Genomic DNA, 23,728 nt, shown 5'->3' with positions numbered 1-23,728 from the left:
AAAACGGTGCCAAAGCGGCGCCAAGTCAGCGCATTTGTTCGTTGGAATGCGCCTGCTTGGGGCGCAAGAAGACAAGCACAAAACAAGCGGGGCGCAAGGGCAAACCGATGCAAAAAGAAAGGCCGGCATTGCGCCGGCCTCGGAGCCTTGCGAAAAACGGGACTCAGGAATAGCGGCGCGAAATCGATTCGGCCACGCACACGGGGCGCTCCTGCCCCTCTCGCTCGATGGTCACGGCCCAGGTCATCTGCGCGCCGGTCAACGCGGGGGCATTGGGCAGCGGCGGCAGCGCTTCCATTTCGACCAGCTTCACGCGAGCGCGCACACGACTGCCCACGGGGACTGGAGCGGTGAAACGGACCTTGTTCAGCCCGTAGTTCACGCCCATCTTCACGTCGGACATCTCGATCGCGTTGGCCATCAGCATCGGCAGCAGCGACAGCGTCAGAAAGCCGTGCGCCACCGGTGCGCCAAACGGCGACTCACGCTTGGCGCGCTCCACATCCACGTGAATCCACTGGTGATCGCCCGTGGCCTCGGCAAAGAGGTTCACCTGCTGCTGCGTGATCTCGGTCCAGTCACTCACGGCAACTTCCTGGCCGATCAAACCTTTCAGCTCGTCGAGCGATTCGATGATGCGCATCTGCGTTGTCTCCTTGTTGTGATGCGATGAGGTGTCATCAAGCCTTCGGGCGCCGGCCAAACAAGCCCATGCCCGTGACCGTGCAGACGAGTTCGCCGCGCTGGTTGCGCGCCTCCCAGCGGTTGACCGCCACACCGCGGTCCGGCTTCGACTGCGAGGGACGCACTTCCATGCACGTGCTCGACACCGACAGCGTGTCGCCCGGATACACCGGCTTCATCCAGCGGATTTCATCCACGCCCGGCGAGCCCATGCTGGCTGCCTTGCCCAGGAAGCCGGTCACCATCAGCCGCATCATGATCGAACAGGTCATCCAGCCGCTCGAAATAATGCCGCCGTAGATGCTGTGCTTGGCGGCCTCTGCATCGATGTGGAATGGCTGCGGATCGTACTGCCGCGCGAAGGTCAGGATCTCTTCTTCGGTGACGGTGTAGGTACCCATCTGCAGCGTGCGGCCGACCTCGAAATCGTCGAAGTAGAACTCGTACGATCGTGTCGCCGCTGCGTTTTCGTTTTCCACCATGTCGTCTCCTCCAAATGACAACGCCCCGCACGAATGCGGGGCGTTCAGGTTTGCCGTTAAGCCGCCTGCTGGAAGCCGGGCAGCGATGCGAAGCGTGCCAGGTGATGATCCACGTCACCCAACGTCGTGTTGATCATCGTCAGCCGCTTGAACCTGTGTGCGGCCGGCAGTTCGTTCGTCACGCCCATGCCGCCGTGCAACTGCACCGCTTCCTGGCCAACATCACGCGCAGCCTGGCCGACACGCGCCTTGGCCGCCGACACATAGCGGCGGCGCGCCTCGACATCGCCATCTTCAAAGTGCGCAGCCGCCAGATACGTGATCGAACGCGCCTGCTCGCCATGGATGAACATGTCGACCATGCGGTGCTGCAGCGCCTGGAAGCGCGCGATGGGCACGCCAAATTGCTGGCGGGTCTTGGTGTACTCCAGCGTGGCGGCGTTCAGCGCATCGATCAGACCGATCGCTTCAGCGCACAACAGCACGCAGCCGAGATCGGCGACGGCGTCGATGGTCTCCCACGCTTCGCCGGCCTTGCCGAGCAGCGTTGCCGGCGCGTTGTCGAAGCGGATGTCCGCGGCGTGCAGGTTGTCGATCGTGCGGTAGTCCTTGACCGTCACGCCAGCCGCATCGCGGTCGACCACGAAGAGCGACAGGCCCGACGTATCACGCGCTTCACCACCGGTGCGCGCCGAGACGATCAGCTTGTCTGCCTGCGCACCATGCACCACAACCGCCTTCTCGCCGGTAAGCGTCCAACCGCCGCCCTGCTGCGTAGCGCGCGTGGTGACGTTGAACAGCTCGTAACGCGATTGGCGCTCGCCGAATGCAATGGCCAGCTTCACGGCGCCGCCAGCAACTTCTTCCAGCAATGCCTCTTGGCCGCCTGCGAGCTTCAGTGCCTGCGCGCCCAGCACGGTGGCCTGATACGGCTCCACCACCAGGCCGCGGCCCAGCTCCTGCATCACCACCAGCAGGTCCATCGCGCGGCCGTCGAAACCGCCTTGTGCTTCGGGCACAGGCAGCGCGGTCAGGCCCAGTTCGGCCAGTGCATCCCAGTGGCCCTGCGACACACCTTCCGGCGAATACACGACCTTGTTGCGCGCCTCAAAGCTGTAGTCCTTCTCGATGAAGCGGCGCACCGCATCGGCCAGTTGCTTCTGTTCGTCGGTGAACGAGAAATCCATGTTTGTCTCCGCTATGTGTGCTGTCGCCGTTCTGCTCAGACGCCAAGGATCATCTGCGAGATGATGTTGCGCTGGATTTCGTTCGATCCGCCGTAGATCGAGGTCTTGCGATAGTTGAAGTAGTACGGCGCAAGCGGCGCGGCATCGTTGTCGCCCGTCGCGGCTTGCGAGGTGTCGCCTTCAAGGTAGCTCGGGTCGAACGGCTGGGCGTATGGCCCCACGGCCTCCACCATCAGCTCGGTCAGCATCTGCTGGATCTGCGTGCCCTTGATCTTGAGCAGCGACGCCTCGGGCCCCGGGCCCTTGCCTGCGTTCTCGCTCGACACCACGCGCAGCACCGTCATCTCCAGCGCCAGCAGTTCGATTTCCAGCGACGCCACCTTGGTACCGAATACCGGGTCCTGCAGCAGCGGCTTGCCGTTCTTCTGGTGTTGCTTGGCAACGCGCTTGAGGAACGCCAATTCGCGCTTGGAATTGCCCACACGTGCAATGCCCGTACGCTCGTGGCCGAGCAGGTATTTGGCGTACGTCCATCCGCGGTTCTCATCACCGATCAGGTTCTGGACGGGCACCTTGACGTTGTCGAAGAAGACTTCGTTCACCTCGTGCTCTTCGTCCAGCATGATGATCGGGCGCACGGTAATGCCCGGCGTCTTCATGTCGATCAGCAGGAACGAGATGCCTTCTTGCTTCTTCGCGTCGGGGTCGGTGCGAACCAGGCAGAAGATCATGTCGGCGTGCTGGCCGAGCGTCGTCCAGGTCTTCTGGCCGTTGACGATGTAGTGATCGCCTTCGCGCACGGCGCGTGTCTTCACGGAGGCCAGATCGGACCCGGAACCCGGTTCCGAATAGCCCTGGCACCACCAGTCGGTGCAATCAACAATGCGCGGCAGGAAGTAACGCTTCTGCGCTTCATTGCCGTACTTCATGATCACGGGCGCGACCATGCTGACGCCGAACGGCAGCACGCCAGGCGCGCCGACCTGCGCGCACTCTTCGTCCCAGATGTGTTTTTGGATAGGGGACCAGCCGGTGCCGCCCCACTCGACCGGCCAGTGCGGTACAGACCAGCCCTTCGCTGCGAGCGCCTTATGCCAGCGAACGAAATCGTCGCGGCTCAGGCGGCGGTGGTTCAACACCTTGTCCTGGATGTCCTTGGGCAGATTGGCTTCCAGCCAGCCGCGGACTTCCTGGCGGAACGCATCGTCGGCCGCCGAGTAGTTCAGATCCATGCCTGTCTCCTGTGGTTAGCTCCCCACCGTGGCAAATCGGTGGAGAACGTTCTGTCGGACCGGCGCGGACCTGAATCGAGGCTGCTAGTGCACGGGTTGCTTGAGCGCGTCGGGCACCAACAGCGGCATCACGTCGATGCCTTCCTCGGCCAGTTCCTGCGCTTCCTCCCGAGACGTCGTCCCGCGAATGCCCCGCTCCGGCGCCTCGTTGTAGTGCATGCGGCGCGCCTCCTCTGCAAACCGCTCGCCGACGTCCTCGGTATTCGCAAGGACATGGCGCACGGCTTTCAGGTAGAGCTGTTGCAGGGTTGTGGATACACCGCCCTCACCTTCGGCTGTCTTGGCGGCAGCGCCCTTTTGGGCAGCCTCCGTTCGTGACGACGACAGATTCAGGCGCGGCGCACTCGGCAAGCGCTCAACCTCGTTGTGACCGCAGACAGGACACGTCAACAGCCCGCGTTCTTGCTGCGATTGCAGGTCGGCATCGGAGCCGAACCAGCCTTCGAAGCGGTGGTCATTGGCACAGCGGAGGTCCAGCACTTTCATGATCGGTCCAGCGCATGGGGATGAGTGTATCCCCGATTCGAAAATTTGTGAACGGTCGTGCTAATTTTTTCGCACGACCGTTCGCTATGGTAACAACGGCAGGAAAAGGGTGTGTTTAAGCGACGGCTATAAGCACATCAGACGGCACCCGGCGCCCAGGCACCTGACAAAATCTTCTCAAGCCAGAACGTGCCGATAATGGTCTTCACGTCGGAAATCTTGCCTTCGCGCACCCAATCGATCAATTGGCCGGCCGGCGTGACGAAGGTCTCGAGAAATTCGCCCTCATCCAACATTGCCACACCCTGCTTGAGATCGCGGGCAAGATAGATGTCGATGAACTCGGTGGAATACGAAATGACCGGGTGAATGCGCGTGAGGTAGTCCCAGCGTTCGGCCGTGTAGCCGGTTTCCTCGCGCAGTTCGCGCTTGCCGCATGTGAGCGCGCCTTCCTGCGGATCGAGCTTGCCGGCCGGGAATTCAATCATCACCTTACCGACCGGGTAACGGAACTGACGTTCCATCAGCACCGTCCCGTCATCGAACAGCGGAATCATCATGACCGCGCCCGGATGGATGAGGTATTCGCGGCTGGCATTGCGGCCGTCCGGCAGGCGAACGATGTCTTGCTTGAGCGTGAGAAATTTGCCCTGGTGCATCAACGCAGAGGCGACCTGCGTCTCGCGCAGACCGGCATCCTGGTCCTGCGTCGCATCAGAGGTGGCGTTCAGCGGGGTGTGATCGGACATGGCGCTCTCTCATGCCGAGACAGCGAGGACCTGCCCGGCGGGATTTAACGGGAATCGCGGGGATGGCGAACCAGGTATTGCCAAGTGAAGCCGGGAAACGCGAACACCAGCATCAGGCAAGCGGTGATCGCATAAAACTGCCAGCCTTGCGGGAACGCATTGCCCTGGCTCGATTCGATACCAAAGCCGATCAGCCCCACCACAACATACATGGCAATCAGCTCGGTGCCGCGCAGCCAGAACGGCTTGCGCGGCCAGCGTGCCGGCACCAGCGCCAGCACGCGTTGGTTGACGAACGGCAGGTTGGCACAGATCAGTGCCAACACGATGACAAACAGACCGCCCGTCGAAGTGCTCACGGTGCTCAGCTTATGAAGCCAGCGTCAGGCGGATTGCCTGATAGCACACGGCCATCAGACCGGCCGGGAAGATACCCAGCAACAACACCAACAGGCCATTGACCGACAGCAGCGAGCGCAGGCCAAAGGTGGCCTCCACGGGGCCATCGTCTGCCGGCGCATCAAAGTACATAACCTTGATGACGCGCAGGTAGTAAAACGCACCGACCAGCGAGAACAGCACGGCCACGACGGCCAGCCAAGGCATACCGGCATCGACCACCGCACCCAGGACCGACAGCTTGGCGTAGAAGCCAACCGTCGGCGGCAAGCCGGCCAGCGACATCATGATGAACAGCATCAGCAGCGCAAACCACGGACTCTTTTTCGACAAGCCTTTGAGGTCGGCAATCTCTTCTGCCTCATAGCCCTTGCGTGCAAGCAGCAGGATCATGCCGAAGCCACCCAATGCGGTCAGCACGTAGGTGATCGCATAGAACATCGACGCGCTGTAAGCCTGGGCCGTCAGGTCCGGTTTGGCGGAGCTGACGCCCGCCACCAAGCCGAGCAGCAGAAAGCCCATGTGTGAGACGGTGGAGTAGCCCAGCAGACGCTTGAAATTGGTCTGAACAACGCCCGTGATATTGCCGATAGCCAGCGACACGACGGCCAGCACGATCAGCATGTTCTGCCAGTCAAATGCCAGCGGCAGCAAGCCTTCCACCAGAATGCGAAACGTCATTGCAAACGCGGCGACCTTCGGTGCGCCGGCAATCAGCAGCGTCACAGCCGTCGGCGAGCCTTGGTACACGTCGGGCACCCACATGTGGAACGGCGCCACACCCAGCTTGAAGCCCAGGCCAGCAACGATGAACACCACGCCGAACACGAGGATCGTCTTGTTGATCTCGCCGTTCTTGATCGCGTCAAACACCTTGCCCAGCTCCAGCGAGCCGGTCGCGCCGTACAGCATCGACATGCCGTACAGCAACAGGCCCGATGCGAGTGCGCCCAGAATGAAATACTTCATGGCCGATTCGGACGACACGTTCGAACGGCGACGCAACGCTACCAGCGTGTACGACGCCAGCGACAGCAGTTCCAGGCCCAGATAGAGCACGAGGAAATTGTTGCCGGTGATCATCACCACCTGACCACCCAGCGTAAACAAGGCGAACATGTAGAACTCGCCTGCATACATGTCACGGTCGGCGAGATAGCGGCGGGTGTACACCAGTGTGGCAAACAGCGTCAGCGCACAGAACGACGCCAGCACGTTGGCCATCGGATCGATCACGGCCATGTTGCCGAAGACGTAGTGCGTCTCACCGTTCGCGGCGTTCAACGCGAACCAAACGGCCAGAACCAGCGTAATCACCAACGAAACCGGATACGCCACGCTGCTTCGTTTCTGGCCGCGTGCCAAGTCAATCCAGTTGACGGCACCGATGCCCAGCGCGAGAAAAACGATTGGGGCAAAAGCCGCAATAGAGGAGGACGATTGCATAGTTTCTTCTCGCTGCTTACAGCTTCGACTGAGCCACGTGGGTCAGCAGGTTGACCACGGACGCATGCATGACATCGGTGAAGGGCTTCGGATACAGGCCCATGTACAGGGTGGCGATCGCGAGCACGCCCAACATGAAGAACTCGCGGCAATTCAGGTCCTTCAGCTCGGCCACATGCTCGTGGGTCACATCACCGAAGATCACGCGCTTGACCATCCACAGCGAATACGCTGCGCCAAAGATCAGCGCCGTGGCGGCCAACAGGCCAATCCAGAAGTTGAACTTGACCGAACCCAGGATCACCATGAATTCGCCGACGAAGCCCGAGGTTGCCGGCAGGCCGCAGTTGGCCATCGCAAAGAAGACCGACAGCGCCGCGAACTTCGGCATGGTGTTCACCACACCGCCGTAATCGGCAATCTGACGCGAGTGCACGCGGTCATACAACACGCCAATGCACAGGAACATTGCGCCTGAGATGAAGCCGTGCGAGATCATCTGAACGATACCGCCCTCGACACCGATCTCGTTGAAGATGAAGAAGCCCAGCGTGACGAAGCCCATGTGCGCGATCGACGAATATGCGACCAGCTTCTTCATGTCGGCCTGCACCAGCGCGACCAAGCCGATGTAGATCACGGCGACCAGCGAAATCGCAATGATGAATGCAGACAGGCTATGGCTGGCATCCGGGGCGATCGGCAACGAGAACCGCAGGAAACCGTAGGCGCCCAGCTTCAGCATGATGGCGGCCAGCACCACGGAACCACCGGTCGGCGCCTCCACGTGAGCGTCCGGCAGCCACGTGTGCACCGGCCACATCGGCACCTTCACGGCGAAGGCCATGAAGAACGCGAGGAAGATCAGGATCTGCTCGTTCATCGACAGCTTGACCTGATGCCATTGCAGGATCTCGAACGTGCCACTGTGGAAGTACAGATAAAGCAGCGCAACCAGCGTCAACAACGAGCCAAGCAGCGTGTACAGGAAGAACTTGAATGCCGCATAGACGCGGTTCGGACCGCCCCACACGCCGATGATGATGTACATCGGGATCAGCGTGGCTTCGAAGAACACGTAGAACAGCAGACCGTCGAGCGACGCAAACACGCCGATCATCAGGCCCGACAGGATGAGGAACGCGGCCATGTACTGCGCCACGCGCTCGGTGATCACTTCCCACGCGGCAATCACCACGATGACGGTGATGAATGCGGTCAGCACCACGAACCACATCGAGATGCCGTCGACACCTAGGTAGTAGCTGATGTGGAAGCGCTCGATCCACGACGATTTCTCGACGAACTGCATTGCAGCCGTCGTCTTATCGAAACGCGTGATCAGCGGCAGCGTCATCACAAAGCTGATCAGCGAGCCGATCAGCGACATCCAGCGGACATAACCGGGATTGCGGTCTGAGCCCGAGGCCAGCACCAGCACGCCGAAGAAGATCGGCAGCCAGATCGCAAAAGACAGAACCATTTTTGTAATCCCTTATTTGCCTGCCAGGAACACGAAATACGTCAGCAGCCCAACCGTGCCGATGATCATCGCGAACGCATAGTCATAGATGAAGCCGGACTGGAGCAGGCGCACGACAGTCGCGAACCAGCCCACCAGACGTGCGCTGCCATTGACGACAACACCGTCGATCACGCCCTGATCGCCGCCCTTCCACAGGCCACGGCCAAACTTGACCGCACCGTTGGCGAAGACGATCTCGTTGATCTTGTCCATGTAGTACTTGTTGTCCAGCAGCTTGTAGACACCGGAGAAGCGCTGGGCAATTGCTGCCGGAATATCCGGACGCTTGAGGTAGAAGAACCACGACAACACGACACCGGCCAGCAGCAGGATGAACGGGGCCGACGTGAAGCCGTGCAGCGCCATCTCGACCCAGCCGTGGAAGTCGTCGGCCAACACCTTCATTGCTTCGTGGTTGTCAGCATTGAAGATGACTTCCGAAAACACCACACCGTGCTTGAAGAACTCGCCGAACAGCATCGGCTGGATTGCCATTGCACCGATGATGACCGACGGAATCGCCAGCAGGACCAGCGGCACCGTCACCACCCACGGCGACTCGTGCGGCTTCTGCCCCGGGGCCAAACCGTGGTGATGGTCGGCGGTCTCTTCTTCATCCACGTGATTGCCTTCGTGATGCGAGTCTTCCTTGCCGAACCGCTCTTCACCGTGAAACACCAGGAAGTACATGCGGAACGAGTAGAACGCGGTCACGAACACACCGGCCAGTACCGCCCAGTAAGCGAAACCAGCGCCCGGCAGGTGCGATTCACGCACCGCTTCGATGATCGAGTCCTTCGAATAGAAACCTGCAAAGAACGGCGTGCCGATCAACGCCAGCGACCCCACCAGCGACGTCAGCCATGTGATCGGCATGTACTTGCGCAGGCCGCCCATGTTGCGCATGTCCTGATCGTGATGCATGCCGATAATGACCGAGCCCGCGCCGAGGAACAGCAGCGCCTTGAAAAACGCGTGCGTCATCAGGTGGAACACGGCCACTTGATAAGCCGATGCGCCCAGCGCGACGGTCATGTAGCCCAGCTGGGACAGCGTGGAGTACGCCACCACCCGCTTGATGTCGGTCTGGATGATGCCCAGGAAACCCATGAACAGCGCAGTGATGGCGCCGATGATCAGCACGAATGACAGCGCGGTGTCCGACAACTCGAACAGCGGCGACATGCGCGCGACCATGAAAATACCGGCAGTCACCATAGTGGCCGCGTGAATCAGTGCGGAAATCGGGGTCGGACCTTCCATCGAGTCCGGCAGCCATACGTGCAGCGGGAACTGCGCCGATTTACCCATCGCACCAATGAACAGGCAGATACAGGCGACCGTCAGCATGTGCCAATCGGTGCCGGGGAAGCCGACCGTGGCCAGGTTGTCGCGGGCGGCAAACACGTCGGCGTAGCTCAGGCTGCCGCTGTAGGCAAGCAGCAAGCCGATGCCGAGCACGAAGCCGAAGTCACCCACGCGGTTGACCAGGAACGCCTTCATGTTGGCGTAGATGGCCGTCGGGCGCTTGAACCAGAAGCCGATCAGCAGGTACGACACCAGACCCACCGCTTCCCAACCAAAGAACAGCTGCAGGAAGTTGTTGCTCATCACGAGCATCAACATCGAGAAGGTGAACAGAGAGATGTACGCGAAGAAACGGTTGTAGCCGTCGTCTTCCGCCATGTAGCCGATGGTGTAGATGTGCACCATCAGCGAGACGAAGGTCACCACGCACATCATCATCGCCGTAAGCGAATCGATGAGGAAGCCGACTTCCATCTTCAGCGAGCCCACCGTCATCCATTCATAGACGGTGCCGTTGTAACCGGCGCCATTGATAACGTCGGACAGCGTCAGCGCCGACAGAATGAAGGCGATCGCAACACCAAGGATGGTGACGCTGTGGGATGCCGTGCGGCCGATCTTCTCGCCAAAGAACTTGGTGCCGAACAGCCCGGCGATCGCCGCGCCGGCCAGCGGCGCGAGCGGGATCGCCAGCAGCAGGTTGGGGTTGAGCGTGGTAGCCATGGAACGCTTCTTATAGGTGGATGCGGAGGTCAGCCCTTCAGGCTGTCCAGATCGTCGACGTTGATGGTATCCAGATTACGGAACAGCACCACCAGAATGGCGAGACCAATCGCGGATTCCGCCGCGGCCACCGTCAGGATGAAAAATACGAACACCTGCCCCGCCAGATCGCCCAAGTAATGGGAGAACGCGACGAAGTTCAGGTTAACCGCCAGCAACATCAGTTCGATCGCCATCAACAGCACGATGACGTTCTTGCGGTTCAGGAAAATGCCGACGATGCTGATGGCAAACAGCACCGCGCCGAGCACGAGGTAATGGGCAAGGGATAGCGAAGACATATGAGTTCTCCCGGGGCTCAGCTCTTGGATTCAGCCGAAGCTGCGCCAGCCGACTTCTCAGACGGCATCGAGACCAGACGGACGCGGTCCTTGCGCTTCACGCGGATTTGATCGGACACGTTCTGGGCCTTGGTGTCCTTGCGGCGGCGGGCAGTCAGAGCCACTGCCGCAACAATGGCCAGCAGCAGCACTGCGCCAGCCACTTCAAAGGCATAGATGTAATCGGTATAGATAAGCTTCCCGAGCGCCTGCGTATTCGGACCGTTAAAGCCCTTCGGCAGCTCCTGCACGGGCTGTACGCGACCCATGAAGGTCTTGGTCAGCACGACGGCCATTTCCAGGATGATGACCACGCCCACGAAGGCTGCCATCGGCACGTAGGTCCAGAAATCGCGCCGCAGGTGCTCGATGTCGATATCGATCATCATCACCACGAACAGGAACAGCACCATCACTGCCCCCACGTAGACCAGCACCAGCGTGATGGCGAGGAACTCCGCCTTGAGCAGCATCCAGATCGCCGCCGCGGTAAAGAACGAGAGCACGAGGAACAGCGCCGCGTGCACCGGGTTCTTCGCGGTGATGACCTTCAGCGCTGCGAGCACCAGCACGAGCGCGAAACAGTAGAAGATGATCGTCGTGATTTCCATGATCCTGGCACGGGCCGTTTTGCGGCACGCGCTTGTCCAAAGCCGCGATGGCGTGATGCCATCGCAACTGGTTGGCTCTCGAAGAGCCGTTGTCCAACCGGGATGTCAACTGCACCGCCCGCCAACCGCACGGCGGACGTTCTGAATCAGCGGTACTTTGCGTCGGCCGCCTTGTTGGCCGCAATTTCCGGCTCGAAGCGATCACCCACGGCCAGCAGCATGTCTTTGGTGAAATACAGATCGCCGCGCTTTTCACCGTGGTATTCCAGGATGTGCGTCTCGACGATGGCGTCCACCGGGCAAGCCTCTTCACAGAAGCCGCAGAAAATACATTTGGTCAGGTCGATGTCGTAGCGCGTGGTGCGGCGAGTGCCATCGTCGCGCTGGTCCGACTCGATCGTGATGGCCAGAGCCGGGCAAACGGCTTCGCACAGCTTGCAAGCGATGCATCGTTCTTCGCCGTTCGGATAGCGACGCAGTGCATGCAGACCGCGGAAACGCGGCGACAGCGGCGTCTTCTCTTCCGGAAAGAGAACAGTGATCTTGCGCGCAAACAGGTAGCGCCCGGTCAGCGCCAGCCCCTTGAAGAGTTCCTTCAGGAGCAGGCTGTTAAAAAATTCCTTGATGGCAAGCAACATGGTGCCTTCCTATTGTCCCGTTACTTCCAGATATTCCACGGCGACACCAACCAGATGGCGACGACGACAAGCCAGCCCACAGTGAGCGGAATGAAGATCTTCCAGCCCAGACGCATGATCTGGTCATAGCGATAACGCGGGAACGATGCACGCAGCCAGATAAAGACCGACAGCAGCAGGAAAACCTTGATCAGCAGCCAGAAGAAGCCCGGAATCCAGTTCAGGACCGGTGCATCGATGGGCGAAGCCCAGCCGCCCAGAAACAGCGTCGCCGTCAGCGCCGAGATCACGATCATGTTGATGTACTCGGCCAGGAAGAACAGCGCGAACGCCATGCCCGAGTACTCGATCATGTGGCCGGCCACGATTTCGGATTCACCCTCCACCACATCGAACGGGTGGCGGTTCGTTTCAGCCACACCCGAGATGAAATAGACGCCGAACATCGGCAGCAGCGGCAGCCAGTTCCACGAAAGGATGTTGATACCGTGACCCGCAAAGAAACCGCGGTTCTGGGAGTTAACGATGTCCGACAGATTCAAGCTGCCCGTTACCATCAGCACCGTCACGAGCGCGAAGCCCATGGCGATTTCATATGAAATCATCTGCGCCGAGGCGCGCATCGCACCCAGGAACGCGTACTTGGAGTTCGAAGCCCAGCCGGCCAGAATCACGCCATACACACCCACCGAGCTGATCGCCATCACGTACAGCAGGCCGGCATTGATGTTCGACACCATGGCTTCAGCCTGGAACGGAATCACCGCCCAGATCGCCACAGCGGGCATCAGCACCATCAGCGGCGCAATGATGTACATCCCACGGCTGACCGCGCTCGGCACCATGACTTCCTTGAGCAGCAGCTTGAGCACGTCGGCAATCGGCTGCAACAGGCCCATTGGGCCCACGCGGTTCGGGCCCAGACGCACGTGCATCCAGCCGATCAGCTTGCGCTCCCACAGGATCAGGTAAGCCACGCACAGCAGCAACGGCAGAATGATGCAGACCGCGCGGACCAGCGTCCAGATCAGCGGCCACCACCCACCGAAGGTGGCGGTACCGAAAGAAGTAATCGACTCGATCATGTTGACCCTTACACCGTAGCCGCCAGCGCGGACGATTCAACCTTCTCAACGCTTACCGCGCCGAACATGGCACCCAGCTGAGCCGAAGCTTCGGTGGCAGCGGGCACCCGGATCACGCCGGAAGCCAGCGACTTGTCCAGCACGGCCGGCAGCACCACACTGCTCTGCCCTTGCGTCACGCGCACGGCGTCACCATTGGTCAGGCCCAGTTGCGCGTAAAGATCAGCCGGCAAGCCAGCGCGCACGGCAGCGCGTGCTGCAGCCGTCAGTTGCAGCGAACCAGCGCGGCGGACGATCGGATCGGCGTGGTAGATCGGCACATCAGCCAGACGCTCGACGCCGGCAATGGTGGCAGCGGGGGCAACGGTCTGCGCGATCGTCGTATTCGACAAGCGGTCGGCGACCGGCTTGGCAAGAACTTCATCGCGCACCACTTCCGAGCTGTCGTATTCAAAGCCCGACACGTTCAGGAGGTTGCCCAACACCCGCAGGACCTTCCAGGCAGGACGCGAATCGCCCAGGCTACGCACAACACCGTTGAAGCTTTGAGGCAGACCTTCGCAGTTGACGAACGTGCCCGAAGTTTCCGTGAACGGTGCAGTCGGCAGGAGCACGTCGGCGTACTCGAGTGCGGCGCGGGAGGCAAACGGCGCCAGCACGATCACAGTGTCAGCCTGGTCCAGTGCCGCACGAGCCTGCACGGGATTCGCAGTATCGAATTCGGGTTCAGCGCCCAGCAGCACGTATGCGCGACGCGGCTGCGCCAGCATGGCGGCAGCGTCGAGGCCGTTGCCTTGCGGCAACGCACCGGCAATGTAGCCGCCAACGGTGTTGGCCGCTTCCGTCAAGAAGCCGAGCGTCGCGCCGGTCTGCTGCGCAACCCACTGAGCCAGCGCGTGCAGTTGCGAGAAATGCGGATGCGCCACAGCAGCGTTGCCGAGGAACACAGCCTTGCGCTCGCCCGAAGCAAGGCTTGCGGCGATGCGCTTGGCCACGTCACCGGCTTCGATACCATCGGTGCCGCCCGGACGAGCAACGTTGTTGGCAGCAGCCACGGCCACCGCCACTTGCGACAGCAGCGACAGCCATTGCGACGGTGCACCCAACAGTTGCGTGGCGGGCATCAGCAGATCTTCGCCGCCGGCACCGATCACGTTCAGTTGCGCACCCTTCTTGCCAGCCTGCCGCAAACGCGCAGCCAGCAGCGGATGATCCTTGCGCAGGAAGGCGCCCACCACCAGCGTGCGCTGCAGCAGCGACACATCGGCGATTGGCAGGCCCAGCCACGGAGCGCCCGTCGGCTTGACGGAGAAATCGGATTGGCGCAGACGGAAATCGACGTTGTCGCTGCCAATGCCACGCACCAGCTTTTGCAGCAAGAACAGCTCTTCCAGCGTGCTGTGCGGGCTGGCCAATGCACCGATCTGCTCAGCGCCGTGGTCGCGCTTGATTTCGTTCAGGCCGTTAGCAACGTATTCCAGCGCGGTGGTCCAGTCGACAGCCTTCCATTGACCGCCTTGCTTGAGCATCGGCTGCGTCAGACGATCGTCGCTGTTCACGCCTTCATAGGCAAAGCGGTCCTTGTCGGAAAGCCAGCATTCGTTGATGGCTTCGTTGTCCAGCGGCAGAACGCGCATGACGCGCTGGTTCTTCGTCTGGACGATCACGTTCGCGCCCAGGCCGTCGTGGGGCGACACCGACTTGCGGCGTGCCAGTTCCCACGTACGGGCCGAATAGCGGAACGGCTTGCTGGTCAGCGCGCCGACCGGGCACAGGTCGATCATGTTGCCCGACAACTCGGAGTCAACGGTCTGCCCAACGAACGTCGTGATCTCGGAATGCTCGCCGCGGTTGAGCATGCCCAACTCCATCACGCCGGCAATTTCCTGACCAAAGCGGACGCAACGCGTGCAATGAATGCACCGCGTCATCTCTTCCATGGAGATCAGCGGGCCCACGTTCTTGTGGAACACCACACGCTTCTCTTCCTGGTAGCGCGATTCAGACTTGCCATAGCCCACGGCCAGATCCTGCAGTTGGCACTCGCCACCCTGGTCACAGATCGGGCAATCCAGAGGGTGGTTAATCAGCAGGAATTCCATCACGGACTTCTGCGCCTTCACCGCCTTCTCGGAGTTTGTGAAGACCTTCATGCCCGCGGTGACAGGCGTGGCACAGGCGGGCAGCGCCTTGGGCGCCTTCTCGACTTCGACCAAGCACATCCGGCAGTTGGCCGCGACCGACAGTTTGCGGTGATAGCAAAAGTGAGGAATGTAGGTGCCCGTCTGGCGAGCCGCCTCCATCACCAGGCTGCCTTCGGCAACCTCGACTTTCTTGCCATCGATTTCGATTTCAACCATGTTCTGCCACGCTTAAATGTAGGTGGGCACCATGCACTGCTTGTGTTCGACGTGATACGCGAACTCATCCCAGTAGTGCTTGAGCATGCCGCGGACCGGCATCGCAGCGGCATCGCCGAGCGCACAGATAGTCCGGCCCATGATGTTTTCGGCCACGTTGTTCAGCAAGTCCAGGTCTTCCTGACGGCCCTTGCCGTGCTCGATGCGGTCGACCACGCGATACAGCCAGCCGGTGCCTTCGCGGCACGGCGTGCACTGGCCGCACGACTCTTCGAAATAGAAGTACGACAGGCGCAGCAGCGACTTCACCATGCAGCGCGTTTCGTCCATCACGATCACAGCGCCCGAGCCCAGCATCGAGCCAGCCTTGGCGATCGAGTCGTAGTCCATGTCGGAGGCCATCATCAGGTCGGCCGGCACTACCGGCGCCGACGAACCACCCGGGATGACCGCCTTGAGTTTCTTGCCGCCGCGCATGCCACCGGCCAGTTCCAGCAGCTTGGAGAACGGTGTGCCGAGCGGAATCTCGTAGTTGCCCGGACGCTCCACGTCGCCGGACACAGAGAAGATCTTCGAGCCGCCGTTGTTCGGCTTGCCCATCTTCAAGTAGTTGTCCGGACCGATGGCCAGCAGGAACGGCACTGCGGCAAAGGTTTCGGTGTTGTTGATGGTGGTCGGCTTGCCGTACAGACCAAAGCTTGCCGGGAACGGCGGTTTGAAACGCGGCTGGCCCTTCTTGCCTTCCAGCGACTCAAGCAACGCGGTCTCTTCGCCGCAGATGTACGCGCCATAGCCATGGTGCGCATGCAGCTGGAAGTTGAAACCAGAACCCAGGATGTTGTCGCCCAGGAAGCCCGCAGCACGCGCTTCTTCAAGCGCCTGCTCGAAGATCTTGTATTCGTTCCAGATTTCGCCGTGGATGTAGTTGTAACCCACGGTGATGCCCATCGCGTAACCGCCGATGGCCATGCCTTCGATCAACGCGTGCGGGTTGTAACGGATGATGTCGCGATCCTTGAACGTACCCGGCTCGCCTTCGTCCGTGTTGCAGACAAGATACTTCTGGCCCGGGAACTGGCGCGGCATGAAGCTCCACTTCAGCCCAGTCGGGAAGCCTGCACCGCCACGACCGCGCAGGCCCGACGCTTTCACGTCAGCAATGACCTGTTCGGGAGTGACCTTCTCGGTAAGGATGCGCTTGAGCTGTTGATAGCCGCCACGCTTGACGTAATCTTCGAGGTGCCAGTTGTCGCCGTTCAGGCCAGCGAGAATCAACGGCTGGATATGTCGATCGTGCAGGGAGGTCATTTACTTGCCTGCTCCGTTGGTCGGCGCCTTCGACTGGAGGTCGGCGATCAGCGCGTCGAGCTTCTCGTTGCTCATGAAGCTGCACATGTGGGTGTTGTTGACGATCATGACCGGCGCATCACCGCACGCGCCCATGCACTCGCCTTCCTTCAGCGTGAAGTTGCCGTCGGCCGTGGTTTCGTTGAAACCGATGCCGAGCTTCTTCTTCAGGTAATCGGCCGCGCGCTCCCCGCCCGACAGCGCGCACGGCAAGTTCGTGCACACCGACAGCTTGAAGCGGCCCACCGGCTTGGTGTCGTACATGTTGTAGAACGTCGCCACTTCCTCGACCCACACCGGCGGCATTTCGAGGTACTCGGCCACGAACTGCATGACTTCGGGCGAGACCCAGCCTTTCTCGCTCTGCGCGACCGCCAGCGCCGCCATCACGGCGGACTGCTTCTGGTCGGCGGGATATTTCGCGACCGCCCGGTCGATTTCCTTGAGAGCTTCTGCTGATAGCATGTTCGTTGCGATTGGTGCGGGACGCGGGGCGTGTTACCTAGCAGCTTTGCCCCGGCGTGCGTCCTCGTTTCACAGCCGCGCTTGCCTGCGCGTCAAACCGTTGTTTCCTGGGCGTTCAGCGGTCAATCTCGCCAAACACGATGTCCTGCGTACCGATGATCGTCACCGCATCGGCAATCATGTGACCCTTCGCCATTTCGTCGAGCGCGGCCAGATGAACGAAGCCCGGTGCGCGAATCTTCAGACGGTACGGCTTGTTGGCGCCATCGGAGATTGCATAGATGCCGAACTCACCTTTCGGGTGCTCAACGGCGGCATATGCTTCGCCTTCGGGCACGTGCATACCTTCGGTGAAGAGCTTGAAGTGGTGAATCAGCTCTTCCATGTTGGTCTTCATGTCCACGCGCGACGGCGGCGCCACCTTGTGGTTATCGGTGATCACCGGACCCGGATTCTTGCGCAGCCACTCGATGCACTGACGGATGATGCGATTGCTCTGGCGCATTTCTTCCACGCGTACCAGATAACGGTCGTAGCAATCGCCGTTCACGCCGACTGGGATATCGAAATCGATGCGGTCGTACACCTCGTACGGCTGCTTCTTGCGCACATCCCATTCGATGCCCGAACCACGCAGCATCGCACCGGAGAAACCCTTGTTCAGAGCGCGCTCCGGGCTTACCACGCCGATACCCACCAGACGTTGCTTCCAAATCCGGTTATCGGTCAGCAGCGTTTCGTACTCATCAACGTACTTCGGGAAGCGGTTGGTGAAGTCTTCAATGAAGTCCAGTAGCGAACCCGAACGCGTTTCGTTCAGGGCGGCCAGGGCCTTCTCGTTGCGCACCTTGGATGCCTTGTATTGCGGCATCGTGTCAGGCAGGTCGCGGTAGACCCCGCCCGGGCGGTAGTAGGCTGCGTGCATGCGCGCGCCCGAAACCGCCTCGTACATATCGAACAGGTCTTCGCGTTCGCGGAAGGCGTACAGGAACACCGCCATGGCACCCACGTCCAGCGCGTGCGAACCGATCCACATCAGGTGGTTCATGATCCGCGTGATTTCGTCGAACATGACGCGGATGTACTGCGCACGCAGCGGCACTTCGAGACCCAGCAGGCGCTCGATTGCCATCACATAGGCGTGCTCGTTGACCATCATCGACACGTAGTCGAGGCGGTCCATGTACGGCACGCTCTGAATCCAGGTCTTTTGCTCGGCGAGCTTTTCAGTCGCGCGGTGCAGCAGGCCGATGTGCGGGTCGGCACGTTGAATGACTTCGCCGTCCAGCTCAAGCACAAGGCGCAGCACGCCGTGCGCGGCCGGATGTTGCGGACCGAAGTTCAGGGTGTAGTTCTTGATATCTGCCATGATCGGGCGCCCTTCAGTGCTTCAGACCACCGTATTGATCCTCGCGGATCACACGCGGCGTAATCTCGCGCGGCTCGATGGTTACCGGCTGATAGACCACGCGGCGCTGCACCGGGTCGTAACGCATTTCAACGTAACCCGACACGGGGAAGTCCTTGCGGAACGGGTGGCCGATGAAGCCATAGTCGGTCAGGATGCGACGCAGATCCGGATGGCCTTCGAAGACCAGACCATAGAGGTCGAACGCCTCACGCTCGAACCAGTCAGCGGAACTCCAGATCGTGGTCACAGACGACACCACCGGCAGGTCGTCGTCCGGCGCAAACACGCGAACGCGAACGCGCCAGTTGTGCGTGATCGACAGCAAATGGGACACAGCGGCAAAACGCGGGCCGTTCCAGGCACCGTCACCGTAGTCTGCGTAATCGACGCCACACAAGTCCATGAGCTGTTCGAACTTGAGCGAAGCGTCATCGCGCAAGGTGCGCATGACCTCGTGGTAATCGGCAGCCTTCACCACGAGGGTGAGTTCTCCGACCGATTCGGTCAGGCTTTGAACGCGACTGCCCAGCGCCTTTTCCAGCGCGGCCTTCAGGGTGGCAAGCTTGTCGGTCATGTCAGGCCTTGCGCGCGATGGTATTGGTGCGGCGGATCTTAGCCTGCAGCTGGATGATGCCGTAGATCAGTGCTTCAGCCGTGGGCGGGCAGCCCGGCACGTACACGTCGACCGGCACGATGCGATCGCAGCCACGCACAACGGAATACGAGTAGTGGTAATAACCGCCGCCGTTCGCGCAGGAACCCATCGAGATGACCCACCGAGGTTCGGCCATCTGGTCGTACACCTTGCGCAGCGCAGGCGCCATCTTGTTGCACAGCGTGCCGGCCACGATCATGACGTCAGACTGACGCGGCGACGGGCGAAACACCACGCCGAAACGGTCCAGGTCATAACGCGATGCGCCGGCGTGCATCATTTCCACAGCACAGCAGGCCAAGCCGAACGTCATCGGCCAGAGTGACCCGGTACGGGTCCAGTTGATCAGCTTGTCAGCGGTGGTCGTGACAAAGCCTTCGTTGAGTACGCCTTCGATCGCCATTTCACATCACTCCCAATCGAGCGCGCCTTTTTTCCAGATGTAGACGAAGCCCACGAGAAACTCGAGAAGAAACACGCCCATCGCAAAGAACCCCGGCCAACCAATCTCACGCAGCGCCACGCCCCAAGGAAAGAGGAACGCAGTCTCCAGATCGAACAGGATGAACAGGATGGCGATGAGGTAATAGCGCACGTCGAACTTCATGCGCGCATCTTCGAATGCTTCGAAGCCGCACTCGTACGGCGAGAGCTTGTCAGGATCGGGATTGTTCGGACCGAGGACTCGGCCGATGGTCATCAGAGCAAGGCCGAGGCCAACGCCGACAACGATGAACAACAGTACGGGGAAATAGGCTTCGAGGTTCAAGGGACGCCCGCCTTTTTGAATGGTTGCAACAGCACAGCCCGCAGGCGGCGCCTTGTCGCCCCATCGAAGGCGCCGGGTCCGCAGCCTTACGACGCTTCAACTGCGCGTCGTCTTGCGGAGGGGCCTGCGCGGAACATCCCGTTGAACAGACCCCGAATTTGATTGGTGCCGACGGCGAGACTCGAACTCGCACAGCTTTCGCCACTACCCCCTCAAGATAGCGTGTCTACCAATTTCACCACGTCGGCTGGGGGAAGAAACTCTATCAGGAACCCGGTTGAGCCTTAACGCCCTTGCCGTTTCCCGTGTTGTTTCAAGCCTTGCATTCTACCGCAAAGCAACGCTTTTGTTCAATGCACAAACAAAAATCTTATGCCTCGCGACGCACCGGAAAACGTCAACGGCACGCCGCGATCGTTACATCAAATTACTTGGGCACAGCCGGCGCCGAAGCCGCGCCCGGAGCGGCAGCAGGAGCCGAAGCCGCAGGAGCGGAGGCCGTAGACGTGACAGGCGCGACTGAACCCATCACACCCGCTGACACGCTGCCCTTGCTGGTGCCGATCAACGTCAACGCCAGCGTGGCAATGAAGAATACAGTGGCCAGCACAGCAGTCGTGCGCGACAGGAAGTTTGCTGAACCGGTGGCGCCAAACAGGCTACCCGACGCGCCGGAGCCGAACGCCGCCCCCACGTCCGCGCCCTTGCCGTGCTGCAAGAGCACCAGGCCGATCACGCCGAGCGCGCTCAGAATTTGCGCCACCAGCAGCAGAGTCTTCAGAATTGCCATTTCGTTTCTCTCAATAATATGTTGCAGTCGCACATGGGGGACATGGCAACTCGATCCGTCGCTTATGCGCGACCGATCGCCAAGAAATCTTCGGCCTTCAGCGATGCGCCGCCAATCAAGCCGCCATCGATGTCCGCCATTGCAAACAACTCGCCGGCATTGTCCGGCTTGACGCTGCCGCCGTACAGAATCGCCAGGCGCTGCGCCACGCCAGCGTCGCGGGCAGCAACACGTGCGCGCAGGAATGCGTGCACAGCCTGCGCCTGCTCGCTGCTGGCAGTCTTGCCCGTGCCGATCGCCCAAACCGGTTCATACGCCACGACGATACGACCCAGTTGCTCGACCGACAGCGCTTCCAGCACCGCATCCAGTTGGCGGCCGACCACCTGCTCGGTCTCACCAGCCTCGCGCTGTGCGAGCGTTTCGCCCACACAGACGATCGGCGTGATGCCATGTTCCAATGCGCGCAGCGCCTTGGTCGCCACTTGCGCGTCAGTTTCGCCGTGGTACGAGCGACGCTCGGAGTGACCGACAATCACGTAGCCGCAGCCGAATTCCGACAGCATCGACGCCGCGACTTCGCCGGTGAAAGCGCCTCGCGTTTCAGCCGACACATCCTGCGCCCCCCAGCCCACCACAGAACCCATGAGCAAGGACTGGCACTGCGCCAAGTATGGGAATGGCGCACATACGGCCAGCGTGGCGTTGGTTTTACCTGCCGCCTTGATCTGCTCAAGCAGCGCGGCGTTCGCGCTCAGGCTGCCATGTAGTTTCCAGTTGCCCACCACCAGCTTCGGTCTTGCGTTCACGTTTTGCCCGGTCGACTGTCAAATAAACCCGGCATTCTACCGCGGTGGCAAAAACAGGGTCAATTTCGACGTCTTGGAATCAATCCCAAACCAACATGATCTTGCCGATATGGGCGCTTGATTCCATCAACGCATGCGCCTGCGCCGCTTGCGCGGCTGGCATGACCTCGTGGACGACGGGCTTAATGCGCCCGGACGCCAACAAAGGCCAGACCGTTTTATACAGATTGGCCGCGATGGCCGCCTTGAACGCGACCGGGCGCGGGCGCAGCGTCGAACCGGTGAGCGTAATGCGACGGCGAAGGATGTCGCCAAGGGGGACCTCGGCTTTGGCACCCCCCAGCAACGCAATCAATACGATGCGGCCGTCATCAGCAGTGCAGGCAATTTCGCGCGCGACATAGCTGCCGCCGACCATGTCGAGCACCACGTCGGCGCCACGCCCTGTCTCAGCCTTGACGATCTCGACGAAATCTTCGGTCTTGTAGTTGATGGCGCGCGTGGCCCCGAGGTCGACACAGGCCTTGCACTTGTCGGCACTGCCCGCGGTGGCGAACACGCGGTGACCCAATGCAGACGCGATCTGAATCGCAGTCGTGCCGATGCCGCTGGAGCCACCCTGCACGAGTAGCGTTTCGTCGGCGCCGTGCGCGCCCTGCCCCAGCAAGCCGCGGTCGAACACGTTTGACCATACGGTGAAATAGTTCTCGGGCAATGCTGCGGCCTCGACATCGGACAAGCCGGCCGGCACGGGCAGCACTTGGCCCAGCGGCGCTGTGCAGAACTCCGCATAGCCGCCGCCTTGCACCAGCGCACAAACGCGATCGCCCACCTTCAAGCCGAAGCGATTGTCGGCGTGCGCCAGATCGCCACTGACAATCTCACCAGCAACTTCAAGCCCCGGAATATCCGAGGCACCTGGCGGTACCGGATAGTTGCCCGTGCGCTGGAACACATCGGGCCGGTTCACGCCCGCTGCACGCACGCGGATCAGTACCTCGCCGGCCTTGGCCTCCGGCATCGGGCGCTCGCCCAGCTTCAAGACTTCGGGGCCACCGTATTGGGTGATTTCAATCGCTTTCATGGGAATCGGATCGATGGGGGTTACGACGCTGCGCGTGAGTTACGAGACGCTGCGCTTCGGTTCGACAAAGTGCTGCGGAATGCCGCGCGTGGTTTCGCGCATGATTTCTTGTTTGCCGTGAACGATGCCGTCGGCGATCTTGCCGATATGCAACTTGAGCCACATCTCCGTCGGCGAGCCGGCGCGATAATCGGCCGGGCCGAGCATGTCGACGCGGTCATCGGCACGCAAGTTGTCGGCCTGCTCGAACGAGCGAGGACTCTCCGGGTTGTAGACCGCATAGGTGCGCCCCCCGCCCTTGCGGGCGACCGAAAACGCCGGAATATCGCTCGGCCCGTCAGCCACGTAGATCATGTTGGCGAACGGCACGCGGCGTTCGTCCTCGGCAATCGACGAATTCACGCTCACTGCTTCCGGGTGTTTGTTGACGCCCTTGTTGATCTCAAACAGTGCGCGCGTCTTGGTGGTGTTGTCGATGGCGTAGATGATTTCCGAGACGACCGCCCGGCCATCCGCGTTGGCGTCGGGCGCCTCCAGGAATTCGCAGCCCCACACGCCATCGATGTATGGGGCGATGGGCGAGCCCTTGATCATCTCCGTCAGACCTGTGCTGACGATGTAGTGCTCAAGCTTGATGTCGAACGCTTGGTAGGTTGCGTTGTCGCGCACCCACGCCTTGCTGCGCTCGAAGAAATCGGTCACGCCGGGGAAGAACTCGAGTTCGGCGCCCAGTTCGCGCAGCGTGGCGTTGTCGAGCCCCCCTATGCGGCCGTCGCGCACATGGCGCAGCAGCACATTGAGGTAGAACGTTTCGTGGTTGACCTTCTGGCCGCGCGATTCAATTTCGCGCGAGCCTGCAGCCACTTCGTCCCAGAAAGCCTGCTCGGAGATGTTGAAGCGATCGAACAGCGGCACTTGCATGTAGCGCGGAATCAGCGTCTTGTCGAAATCCCAGACGATGGCGATGCGGTTTTGCTCGAACAGGCGGCTCATGATGGGGCGCGAAGAGGCAGTGGGAGGAACTCGCGACGCAGTGTAAACAA

General features: G+C 60.9%; 25 protein-coding genes and 1 tRNA gene. All 26 read right to left on the bottom strand.

Going from position 1 to position 23,728, the window contains the following annotated elements; genetic code table 11:
- Positions 1-163: 163 nt before the first annotated feature.
- The 26 genes from BM136_RS01195 to BM136_RS01070 all read right to left on the bottom strand — a co-directional run bounded on the left by BM136_RS01195 (position 164) and on the right by BM136_RS01070 (position 23,678).
- Positions 164-643 carry a MaoC family dehydratase gene (locus BM136_RS01195; RefSeq protein ID WP_092969588.1) on the bottom strand — a complete coding sequence of 160 codons (480 nt, stop codon included), beginning with the start codon at positions 641-643 and terminating at the stop codon, positions 164-166.
- 37 nt (positions 644-680) lie between these two features.
- Positions 681-1,166, bottom strand: a complete 486-nt coding sequence (locus BM136_RS01190; protein WP_027681044.1) for a MaoC family dehydratase — start codon at positions 1,164-1,166, stop codon at positions 681-683.
- Between the two features lie 56 nt (positions 1,167-1,222).
- Entirely contained in the window at positions 1,223-2,353 is a 1,131-nt protein-coding gene (locus BM136_RS01185) for an acyl-CoA dehydrogenase family protein (RefSeq protein WP_092969586.1), read from the bottom strand.
- Between the two features lie 35 nt (positions 2,354-2,388).
- Positions 2,389-3,585, bottom strand: a complete 1,197-nt coding sequence (locus BM136_RS01180; protein WP_092969584.1) for an acyl-CoA dehydrogenase family protein — start codon at positions 3,583-3,585, stop codon at positions 2,389-2,391.
- Positions 3,586-3,669: 84 nt separating this feature from the next.
- Positions 3,670-4,131, bottom strand: a complete 462-nt coding sequence (locus BM136_RS01175) for a DUF1178 family protein (RefSeq protein ID WP_092969582.1) — start codon at positions 4,129-4,131, stop codon at positions 3,670-3,672.
- A gap of 137 nt (positions 4,132-4,268) precedes the next feature.
- On the bottom strand, positions 4,269-4,880 hold the full coding sequence (locus tag BM136_RS01170; RefSeq protein WP_092969580.1) for an NUDIX domain-containing protein: 612 nt from the start codon (positions 4,878-4,880) through the stop codon (positions 4,269-4,271).
- Between the two features lie 44 nt (positions 4,881-4,924).
- A complete protein-coding gene (locus BM136_RS01165; protein WP_092969578.1) occupies positions 4,925-5,239 on the bottom strand; it encodes a DUF2818 family protein in 315 nt (104 codons plus the stop codon).
- A 10-nt stretch (positions 5,240-5,249) separates the two neighbouring features.
- On the bottom strand, positions 5,250-6,725 hold the full coding sequence (gene nuoN / locus BM136_RS01160; RefSeq protein ID WP_092969576.1) for an NADH-quinone oxidoreductase subunit NuoN: 1,476 nt from the start codon (positions 6,723-6,725) through the stop codon (positions 5,250-5,252).
- 16 nt (positions 6,726-6,741) lie between these two features.
- Positions 6,742-8,208: an NADH-quinone oxidoreductase subunit M gene (locus BM136_RS01155; protein WP_092969574.1), complete on the bottom strand. Its 1,467-nt coding sequence runs from the start codon at positions 8,206-8,208 to the stop codon at positions 6,742-6,744.
- 12 nt (positions 8,209-8,220) lie between these two features.
- Positions 8,221-10,281 (bottom strand): NADH-quinone oxidoreductase subunit L, encoded by a 2,061-nt coding sequence (nuoL, locus tag BM136_RS01150; RefSeq protein ID WP_092969572.1) that lies wholly within the window; start codon positions 10,279-10,281, stop codon positions 8,221-8,223.
- A gap of 29 nt (positions 10,282-10,310) precedes the next feature.
- Complete coding sequence (gene nuoK / locus BM136_RS01145) at positions 10,311-10,622, bottom strand: NADH-quinone oxidoreductase subunit NuoK (protein WP_004630788.1); 312 nt, start codon at positions 10,620-10,622, stop codon at positions 10,311-10,313.
- A 17-nt stretch (positions 10,623-10,639) separates the two neighbouring features.
- On the bottom strand, positions 10,640-11,272 hold the full coding sequence (locus tag BM136_RS01140) for an NADH-quinone oxidoreductase subunit J (protein WP_092969570.1): 633 nt from the start codon (positions 11,270-11,272) through the stop codon (positions 10,640-10,642).
- A 146-nt stretch (positions 11,273-11,418) separates the two neighbouring features.
- The gene (gene nuoI, locus BM136_RS01135) at positions 11,419-11,910 is read right to left on the bottom strand and encodes an NADH-quinone oxidoreductase subunit NuoI (RefSeq protein WP_003261939.1); all 492 of its coding nucleotides are present in this window, start codon (positions 11,908-11,910) and stop codon (positions 11,419-11,421) included.
- A gap of 20 nt (positions 11,911-11,930) precedes the next feature.
- Positions 11,931-12,995, bottom strand: coding sequence for an NADH-quinone oxidoreductase subunit NuoH (gene nuoH, locus BM136_RS01130; protein WP_009241059.1), 1,065 nt, complete (start codon positions 12,993-12,995; stop codon positions 11,931-11,933).
- 8 nt (positions 12,996-13,003) lie between these two features.
- Positions 13,004-15,355 (bottom strand): NADH-quinone oxidoreductase subunit NuoG, encoded by a 2,352-nt coding sequence (nuoG, locus tag BM136_RS01125; RefSeq protein WP_092969568.1) that lies wholly within the window; start codon positions 15,353-15,355, stop codon positions 13,004-13,006.
- A gap of 12 nt (positions 15,356-15,367) precedes the next feature.
- Positions 15,368-16,663, bottom strand: coding sequence for an NADH-quinone oxidoreductase subunit NuoF (nuoF, locus tag BM136_RS01120; protein ID WP_092969566.1), 1,296 nt, complete (start codon positions 16,661-16,663; stop codon positions 15,368-15,370).
- Positions 16,664-17,167: an NADH-quinone oxidoreductase subunit NuoE gene (nuoE, locus tag BM136_RS01115; RefSeq protein ID WP_004630801.1), complete on the bottom strand. Its 504-nt coding sequence runs from the start codon at positions 17,165-17,167 to the stop codon at positions 16,664-16,666.
- A 115-nt stretch (positions 17,168-17,282) separates the two neighbouring features.
- Positions 17,283-18,536, bottom strand: coding sequence for an NADH-quinone oxidoreductase subunit D (locus BM136_RS01110; protein WP_009241062.1), 1,254 nt, complete (start codon positions 18,534-18,536; stop codon positions 17,283-17,285).
- Positions 18,537-18,549: 13 nt separating this feature from the next.
- Positions 18,550-19,152 carry an NADH-quinone oxidoreductase subunit C gene (locus tag BM136_RS01105; RefSeq protein WP_092969564.1) on the bottom strand — a complete coding sequence of 201 codons (603 nt, stop codon included), beginning with the start codon at positions 19,150-19,152 and terminating at the stop codon, positions 18,550-18,552.
- Position 19,153: 1 nt separating this feature from the next.
- A complete protein-coding gene (locus BM136_RS01100) occupies positions 19,154-19,636 on the bottom strand; it encodes a NuoB/complex I 20 kDa subunit family protein (RefSeq protein WP_004630808.1) in 483 nt (160 codons plus the stop codon).
- Positions 19,637-19,642: 6 nt separating this feature from the next.
- A complete protein-coding gene (locus tag BM136_RS01095) occupies positions 19,643-20,002 on the bottom strand; it encodes an NADH-quinone oxidoreductase subunit A (protein WP_004630810.1) in 360 nt (119 codons plus the stop codon).
- 163 nt (positions 20,003-20,165) lie between these two features.
- Positions 20,166-20,250: transfer RNA gene (locus tag BM136_RS01090), tRNA-Leu, on the bottom strand.
- 179 nt (positions 20,251-20,429) lie between these two features.
- Positions 20,430-20,792: a preprotein translocase subunit SecG gene (gene secG, locus BM136_RS01085; protein WP_092969562.1), complete on the bottom strand. Its 363-nt coding sequence runs from the start codon at positions 20,790-20,792 to the stop codon at positions 20,430-20,432.
- Positions 20,793-20,854: 62 nt separating this feature from the next.
- The gene (gene tpiA, locus BM136_RS01080; RefSeq protein WP_092969560.1) at positions 20,855-21,601 is read right to left on the bottom strand and encodes a triose-phosphate isomerase; all 747 of its coding nucleotides are present in this window, start codon (positions 21,599-21,601) and stop codon (positions 20,855-20,857) included.
- Positions 21,602-21,680: 79 nt separating this feature from the next.
- Entirely contained in the window at positions 21,681-22,685 is a 1,005-nt protein-coding gene (locus BM136_RS01075) for an NAD(P)H-quinone oxidoreductase (RefSeq protein ID WP_092969558.1), read from the bottom strand.
- A gap of 39 nt (positions 22,686-22,724) precedes the next feature.
- Positions 22,725-23,678, bottom strand: coding sequence for an HAD family hydrolase (locus tag BM136_RS01070; protein WP_092969556.1), 954 nt, complete (start codon positions 23,676-23,678; stop codon positions 22,725-22,727).
- Positions 23,679-23,728: the final 50 nt, after the last annotated feature.

Origin of the sequence: Ralstonia sp. NFACC01, from assembly GCF_900115545.1 — a bacterium.
In the GTDB taxonomy this organism is placed as follows: Bacteria; Pseudomonadota; Gammaproteobacteria; order Burkholderiales; family Burkholderiaceae; genus Ralstonia; species Ralstonia mojiangensis.
This window is presented reverse-complemented; position numbering and strand designations above follow the sequence as displayed.

Coding starts and splice junctions, on each gene's coding strand:
- BM136_RS01195 (WP_092969588.1), bottom strand. CDS start 643: ATGCGCATCATCGAATCGCTCGACGAGCTGAAAGGTTTGATCGGCCAG.
- BM136_RS01190 (WP_027681044.1), bottom strand. CDS start 1,166: ATGGTGGAAAACGAAAACGCAGCGGCGACACGATCGTACGAGTTCTAC.
- BM136_RS01185 (WP_092969586.1), bottom strand. CDS start 2,353: ATGGATTTCTCGTTCACCGACGAACAGAAGCAACTGGCCGATGCGGTG.
- BM136_RS01180 (WP_092969584.1), bottom strand. CDS start 3,585: ATGGATCTGAACTACTCGGCGGCCGACGATGCGTTCCGCCAGGAAGTC.
- BM136_RS01175 (WP_092969582.1), bottom strand. CDS start 4,131: ATGAAAGTGCTGGACCTCCGCTGTGCCAATGACCACCGCTTCGAAGGC.
- BM136_RS01170 (WP_092969580.1), bottom strand. CDS start 4,880: ATGTCCGATCACACCCCGCTGAACGCCACCTCTGATGCGACGCAGGAC.
- nuoN (WP_092969576.1), bottom strand. CDS start 6,725: ATGCAATCGTCCTCCTCTATTGCGGCTTTTGCCCCAATCGTTTTTCTC.
- BM136_RS01155 (WP_092969574.1), bottom strand. CDS start 8,208: ATGGTTCTGTCTTTTGCGATCTGGCTGCCGATCTTCTTCGGCGTGCTG.
- nuoL (WP_092969572.1), bottom strand. CDS start 10,281: ATGGCTACCACGCTCAACCCCAACCTGCTGCTGGCGATCCCGCTCGCG.
- nuoK (WP_004630788.1), bottom strand. CDS start 10,622: ATGTCTTCGCTATCCCTTGCCCATTACCTCGTGCTCGGCGCGGTGCTG.
- BM136_RS01140 (WP_092969570.1), bottom strand. CDS start 11,272: ATGGAAATCACGACGATCATCTTCTACTGTTTCGCGCTCGTGCTGGTG.
- nuoI (WP_003261939.1), bottom strand. CDS start 11,910: ATGTTGCTTGCCATCAAGGAATTTTTTAACAGCCTGCTCCTGAAGGAA.
- nuoH (WP_009241059.1), bottom strand. CDS start 12,995: ATGATCGAGTCGATTACTTCTTTCGGTACCGCCACCTTCGGTGGGTGG.
- nuoG (WP_092969568.1), bottom strand. CDS start 15,355: ATGGTTGAAATCGAAATCGATGGCAAGAAAGTCGAGGTTGCCGAAGGC.
- nuoF (WP_092969566.1), bottom strand. CDS start 16,663: ATGACCTCCCTGCACGATCGACATATCCAGCCGTTGATTCTCGCTGGC.
- nuoE (WP_004630801.1), bottom strand. CDS start 17,167: ATGCTATCAGCAGAAGCTCTCAAGGAAATCGACCGGGCGGTCGCGAAA.
- BM136_RS01110 (WP_009241062.1), bottom strand. CDS start 18,536: ATGGCAGATATCAAGAACTACACCCTGAACTTCGGTCCGCAACATCCG.
- BM136_RS01105 (WP_092969564.1), bottom strand. CDS start 19,152: ATGACCGACAAGCTTGCCACCCTGAAGGCCGCGCTGGAAAAGGCGCTG.
- BM136_RS01100 (WP_004630808.1), bottom strand. CDS start 19,636: ATGGCGATCGAAGGCGTACTCAACGAAGGCTTTGTCACGACCACCGCT.
- secG (WP_092969562.1), bottom strand. CDS start 20,792: ATGGCAATTCTGAAGACTCTGCTGCTGGTGGCGCAAATTCTGAGCGCG.
- BM136_RS01075 (WP_092969558.1), bottom strand. CDS start 22,685: ATGAAAGCGATTGAAATCACCCAATACGGTGGCCCCGAAGTCTTGAAG.
- BM136_RS01070 (WP_092969556.1), bottom strand. CDS start 23,678: ATGAGCCGCCTGTTCGAGCAAAACCGCATCGCCATCGTCTGGGATTTC.